The organism is Chamaesiphon sp. VAR_48_metabat_135_sub, from assembly GCF_031418915.1.
Classification (GTDB): Bacteria; Cyanobacteriota; Cyanobacteriia; order Cyanobacteriales; family Chamaesiphonaceae; genus Chamaesiphon.
In genome coordinates, this window is sequence record NZ_JANOJV010000083.1 from 24,024 (window position 1) to 30,023 (window position 6,000).

The following is a 6,000-nucleotide window of genomic DNA, read 5'->3' on the forward strand; positions in this document are numbered from 1 at the left end:
TTGTTTCTGCCTCTAAATCGATAGATATACCAAATTTACTTGAGTAAATATGACCCCAAATAACGACGACGTTTTAGCAACCATTCCATCGCCTTGTTTTGTCTTAGAAGAGCAACTGCTAGCGCGAAATCTAGCCATATTCGATCGAGTCCAAAAATTAGCCCCAATCCGTGTCATGCTCGCACTCAAAGGGTTTTCTCTCTTTCATAGTTTCCCGCAGATTCGCACCACCTTAAAGGGTGCTTCGGCTAGCTCTTTATGGGAAGCGAGACTCGCTGCTGAGGAATTTGGGACTGAGGTACATGTTTATTCGCCCGCCTATCGCGCTGAAGATGTTCCAGGGATTCTACCGTTGGCTTCGCATCTGACTTTTAATTCGATCGGTCAATACTCCCAGTTTCGTCAACAGATTGCCGCTCATACGCCAGACAAACCTTCGGTAGGCTTGCGAATCAATCCCCAGTACTCACCAGTCAAAACCGCGCTCTACAACCCCTGTCAGCCATCGACACGACTAGGGGTATCGCCAGAACATATGGGTGATACTTTACCTGAGGGAATAGATGGATTTTTATCTCACAATTTATGTGAGAGTGATTCATTTGCATTAGAAAAAACGATCGCTAATATCGAGAAACTATTTGGGAAGTTTTTACCACAACTCAAGTGGCTGAATTTTGGCGGCGGTCATCTGATGACCCGCAAAGATTATGATGTAAATCATGCGATCGAGGTATTAAATGCTTTTCACGATCGTCACCCCCACATTCAACTCCTGATGGAGCCAGGTTCGGCAATTGCTTGGGAAACCGGATTTTTAATGGGTAAAGTATTGGATCTAATTCCCACTGACGATCTGGTAAATGTGATGCTAGATGTATCATTTACTGCGCATATGCCCGACTGTTTGGAGATGCCATATAAGCCAGCAATTCGCGGCGCACGGGAACCGGAAGCGGGAGATACAATTTATCGAATGGGTGGTTCTAGTTGTCTGGCTGGTGACTTTTTAGGTGACTATGCTTTTGATAAGGAGTTGGCAATTAGCGATCGCCTGATCTTTGAAGACATGATGCACTATACAATGGTCAAAACTTCGATGTTTAATGGAGTCGTTCATCCTTCGATCGGACGCATCGATAAAGATGGTGACTTTAAACTGTGGCGCGAGTTTTCTTACGAGGACTATCGATCGAGATTGGGTTGATATTCAGATCCCCTCTTCAGATCCCCGACTTGTTCGAGAAGTCGGGGATCTGCTATCGCTATCAATGATACAGACAGTAAATTAAAATCATGAATCTTACTAATCCGATTCAAACTATTTTCAGATTTATCAAACTATCGATTAGCCAATATACACAGATCGATCTGATGGGTAATGATTTAGCAGATATATTTAACTTTCTCCAACTTTCGCCCATAATTGCCACGGCGGGACAACCGACTGAATCGCAGTTGTCGAGCATTAAAGCAGCCGGATATCGATCGATTGTCAATCTTGCCCCGGGTACCCATGAAAATGCCTTGCCGAATGAAAAAGAGATCGTCGAGTCATTGGGTATCGAATATATTCATATTTCAGTAAAATTCGATCGACCGACAATCGCAGATTTCGATCGCTTTTGTGATGTCATGAAATTGAACCAAGATCGATCGATCTTCGTCCATTGTGCCGCTAATTTACGTGTATCTAGTTTTATGTATTTATATCGCCGAATCTATGAAGGTGTCACCGAAGAAGCCGCACAAATTGAGTTAGCTAGAATCTGGAGTCCAAATCCAATTTGGCAAGAGTTTATCAATCGGACAATCGCTGAAAAAATAATAAATTAATCGTCGATATGTCTAGCCCTGCCAGCATTATTTTCCCCCATCAGCTTTTTCCCAAACATCCCGCACTGGTAAAGGAACAAATTGTTTATTTAGTAGAAGAATGGCTGTTTTTCCATCAATATCGCTTTCACCAGCAGAAGTTATTGTTGCATCGCGCCACGATGCGAATGTATGCAGATTATCTGACTCAGCAAGGCTATGAGCTGCGATATATTCCAGCTACCAGCCCAGAATGCGATCTACGGCTACTTTTACCCATTATCGCCGCTGCGGGTATCTGCGAATTGAATTATGCAGATGTGGTAGATGATTGGCTACATCAGCGATTGGTAGAGGGAGCGAAACAGCAAGGCATTCATTTGACAGCATATCGATCTCCTAACTTTTTGGAAGATCCTGCTGCAATAGCGGAATTTTTTGACAAGCGGAAGAGTTATAAGCAGACTGATTTTTATATCGACAGACGCAAGCAGCGGCAAATTTTGCTGGATACATCTGGTAAACCCCTAGGCGGACAGTGGACGTATGATGTTGATAATAGACTAAAGTTTCCTAAGAATCGATCGGCTCCGGTTATCAAATTACCTAAGCTCAATGAGTATGTCAAGGAAGCTCAGACATATGTGAGTCAACATTTTGCCGATAACTATGGCTCGGTAGAGCAGCCTTTTGCTGCTGGATTTTATCCGACAACTTATGCCGAAGCTGATACTTGGCTGGCGGACTTTTTGACAGTGCGATTTGCCGATTTTGGGGCTTATGAAGATGCGATAGTATTGAGTGAGACAATCTTGCATCATTCGGTGCTGTCGCCGTTGCTGAATATCGGGCTACTGTCGCCGCAACAGATAATTGATGCCGCTCTGGAAATGGTGGATAAGGTACCTCTAAATAGCCTAGAAGGCTTTGTGCGGCAGATAATGGGCTGGAGGGAGTTTATTCGGATTACCTACGTTCGCAAGGGAAGGAGTCAGCGTACCAGCAACTATTGGGGCTTTACTCGATCGATTCCTGCCAGTTTCTGGAATGGGACTACAGGTATTTTACCCCTAGATGCCACTATTAAAAAGACGCTAAAAAGCGGTTACTGTCATCACATCGAGCGGTTGATGGTGGTGGGAAATTTTATGCTGTTATGTGAGTTCGATCCTGACGAGGTGTATCGCTGGTTTATGGAAATGTTTGTCGATGCTTATGATTGGGTGATGGTGCCGAATGTGTATGCAATGAGTCAATTTGCTGATGGTGGTGGAATGTGTACTAAGCCTTATATTAGCGGTAGTAACTATCTGATGAAAATGAGTAATTTTCCTAAGGGTGATTGGCAAGTAACTTGGGATGGATTATTTTGGCGGTTTATGCACGTTCATCGAGATTTCTTTTTAAGCAATCCACGCTTGGGAATGTTAGTGAAAATGTTTGATAAAATGCCATTAGAAAAGCAACAGCAGCACCTCTGCGCAGCGGATCTATTTTTAGATAAGTTGATACAATGAATTCGATAGCCAAATTTTTTGGTAACACTAGTAGACATCACGGCTCGTTGCCAACGAGTGTCAGAGTAACTATAGCTTGGTGGATTGTCCACTAGCATCAATTGCTATTTTTCAGTCCCAATCCCTACAGCATCGGAAATCGATGTCAAGCCGCGCGATTCTAGTTTAGCTAATAATCCTGTTAAAATGCGATCGACCATCCAGGGGCCATTATAAGTCCAACCTGTATATACTTGAATTAAACTCGCCCCTGCGGTAATTTTCTCCCAGGCATCATCGGCGGTAAAAATTCCGCCCACACCAATAATTGGTAAACTTCCACCTGTCTGCTGATGGATAAAGCGGATGACTTCGGTAGACTTTTGACGAACTGGTGCGCCACTAATTCCACCTGCTTCGTCATTGACACTTTTACCTGTAGCGGCAATGATTTTAGTCGTTAACTTCGATCGATCGATTGTCGTATTCGTGGCGATAATTCCCGCTAATTTAGATGCTTGAGATAATTCCACTACTGCCGAGATATCTTCCCAGGCTAAATCGGGCGCAATCTTAACTAAGATTGGTTTTGTGCCTTGATTTTCCTGTTGTAAGGTATCGAAAATAATCCGTAAAGGTTCGATCGATTGTAAGTCTCGCAACCCAGGTGTATTCGGCGAACTGACATTAATTACGAAATAGTCACCCAGATCTTTTAGTCGTTTAAAGCTGCCTAAATAATCACCCGCTGCATCATCTAATTCAGTGATTTTTGACTTACCTAAATTAATCCCGATCGGCATGGTAAAATCACTTTGTTGACGCTGTTGTAATGCTTCAGCCATCGCTGCACTACCCAAATTATTGAAACCCATTCGATTTAACGCCGCACGATCTTGGGGTAGTCGAAATAAACGCGGTTGGGGATTTCCAGGTTGAGGATGATAAGTAACTGTCCCCAATTCGGCGAATCCAAATCCTAAATATTGCCACATCCCTGCGGCAATTCCATCCTTATCAAACCCTGCTGCTAGTCCGACAGGATTGGCAAATTTTAAGTCGAATAAAGATTGTTCTAATTTGCTGTCAGACCGACAAAAATACTGCTGAAAGCTTGCTTTGGCAAGTTTGGTTAGGGGTGCCGTGGGAGTGGAATCGATCGCGTGTAATAGAGCTAATGACTGCTTGTGAACCGCTTCTGGATCGGCTTTGAGAGCAGAAAATAATAAGGGGCGAACTGCGAGTTGATAAATATCCAAAATGTTATTCTTTCTTGCTTGTTAGATCGAGCCATACCCACGCTAGGCGGATAGAGATAGGTAATTATCAATTATCAATTATCAATTATCAATTATCGTTATCTAGTACTTTACCCTGACTTTCGACGAGATTTTTAGGACGATACCAACCACAAGACTTCCAGCGGTGAAAGACACTAGCATGTAAAATTGCATCAGTTGGAATCAGTCGCATTCCTTTAAAAAAAGGCAGTTTGGATTCATCATTAGTCCGAATAGTTGCATCTGTTTTGAATCCATCTTCAATCTTGTGTCGATCGAATGTCAATCCGAGATTTAACCGTTCGACTTCTTCCATCATCCATAATAAGGCTTGATTGGACAAAGGGCTATTAGCGAACGTTCCACCACCGACACCACCATGCCCACCAGGAAACCAAACTTCAGTTAATTGTCCCTCCTGTGCTGCTTTCATTTCTGTCGGTAAAAATGCCTTGCGGTGTTCGTCGATAGAAACAGCATGGATGGCATATTTAATCGTGCTGCTTAATTTGGTATTGTGAAATTCATATTTTTTATTGAAGAATCGATCGATAACAGCAGGTATCCAAGCAATCCGAGGAATTCCTAACGCACCGACAGTATCCCAACATCCCAATAAGGTAATTTCGGCAATCTCTTGATAATTATTCCCAAATTCTGAAGTCATTTGCTGACGGAATTTGACGAGATCTTCCAGTTCTCTGACTTTGACACTTTCGCGAGTTAATTCACCTTTGTCAACGTACTTACCCTTCGCATCCTGATAAATTTTATAAGCTTGGGGAATCTTCCGCACACCTTGACGAGGTAACATCCCGATCGATCGAATTAGTCCGACTAAACTGCGGACTGTATATGCGCCGCGACTAAATCCAAATAGATAAATGCGATCGCCTGGTGCATAATTTAGACACAAAAATCGGTAAGCATCTTGAATATTTTTGTCTATCCCCCAGCCAAAAAGACCGCCAGAGATGCGATCGATCCAATTTCCCGTACCGATACCTTCACCATAAAAAACTAGATTGTCTGGATTATCGGCGATCGCCTGGGTAATCTTGACAACATTAGTGGGATAAGGACTGGTGATTTTTTGCCAGGTACCATCGCTACAGACGATTAATTGCTTCATAATTAGCTATGATTAGGCGATCGCAAGTGGGTAGAGATGAGTGTCTGAATTATTATTAGCTAGTTGCATCTTCACTGCTGCTGTATTATACAGCTCCGTGGGACATGGTGGCGCGTCGGGATATCTGGCAGCAATGGCACTATTTGGTGTAGATCCAGCGGTGATGAAACCGACAGCACTAGTGCTAAAGATCTTTGTGTCAGCGATCGCGACGCTGAACTTTTATCGATCGGGCTGCTGTCAGTTATCGCTCTGCTGGCCCGTTGCCCGTGGTTCG

General features: G+C 43.3%; 5 protein-coding genes and 1 pseudogene. 4 read left to right on the forward strand and 2 right to left on the reverse strand.

The window, feature by feature from the left end:
- Positions 1-49: 49 nt before the first annotated feature.
- From nspC to RMO55_RS06605, 3 genes are all read left to right on the forward strand, one after another.
- Positions 50-1,207: a carboxynorspermidine decarboxylase gene (gene nspC, locus RMO55_RS06595; protein ID WP_310425104.1), complete on the forward strand. Its 1,158-nt coding sequence runs from the start codon at positions 50-52 to the stop codon at positions 1,205-1,207.
- Positions 1,208-1,296: 89 nt separating this feature from the next.
- Positions 1,297-1,836, forward strand: coding sequence for a protein tyrosine phosphatase family protein (locus RMO55_RS06600; protein WP_310425107.1), 540 nt, complete (start codon positions 1,297-1,299; stop codon positions 1,834-1,836).
- An 8-nt stretch (positions 1,837-1,844) separates the two neighbouring features.
- On the forward strand, positions 1,845-3,332 hold the full coding sequence (locus RMO55_RS06605) for a cryptochrome/photolyase family protein (RefSeq protein ID WP_310425110.1): 1,488 nt from the start codon (positions 1,845-1,847) through the stop codon (positions 3,330-3,332).
- Positions 3,333-3,436: 104 nt separating this feature from the next.
- On the opposite strand, the gene RMO55_RS06610 is transcribed toward RMO55_RS06605, so the two are convergent.
- Positions 3,437-4,570: a quinone-dependent dihydroorotate dehydrogenase gene (locus RMO55_RS06610; RefSeq protein WP_310425113.1), complete on the reverse strand. Its 1,134-nt coding sequence runs from the start codon at positions 4,568-4,570 to the stop codon at positions 3,437-3,439.
- 88 nt (positions 4,571-4,658) lie between these two features.
- A complete protein-coding gene (locus RMO55_RS06615; protein WP_310425115.1) occupies positions 4,659-5,723 on the reverse strand; it encodes a DUF2235 domain-containing protein in 1,065 nt (354 codons plus the stop codon).
- Positions 5,724-5,763: 40 nt separating this feature from the next.
- On the opposite strand from RMO55_RS06615, the pseudogene RMO55_RS06620 reads away from it, so the two are divergent.
- Positions 5,764-6,000 (forward strand): annotated as a pseudogene (locus RMO55_RS06620) (sulfite exporter TauE/SafE family protein); the annotation flags it as partial.

Excerpts from the sequence above, each read along its gene's own strand:
- nspC (WP_310425104.1), top strand. The coding sequence starts at position 50 with ATGACCCCAAATAACGACGACGTTTTAGCAACCATTCCATCGCCTTGT.
- RMO55_RS06600 (WP_310425107.1), top strand. The coding sequence starts at position 1,297 with ATGAATCTTACTAATCCGATTCAAACTATTTTCAGATTTATCAAACTA.
- RMO55_RS06605 (WP_310425110.1), top strand. The coding sequence starts at position 1,845 with ATGTCTAGCCCTGCCAGCATTATTTTCCCCCATCAGCTTTTTCCCAAA.
- RMO55_RS06615 (WP_310425115.1), bottom strand. The coding sequence starts at position 5,723 with ATGAAGCAATTAATCGTCTGTAGCGATGGTACCTGGCAAAAAATCACC.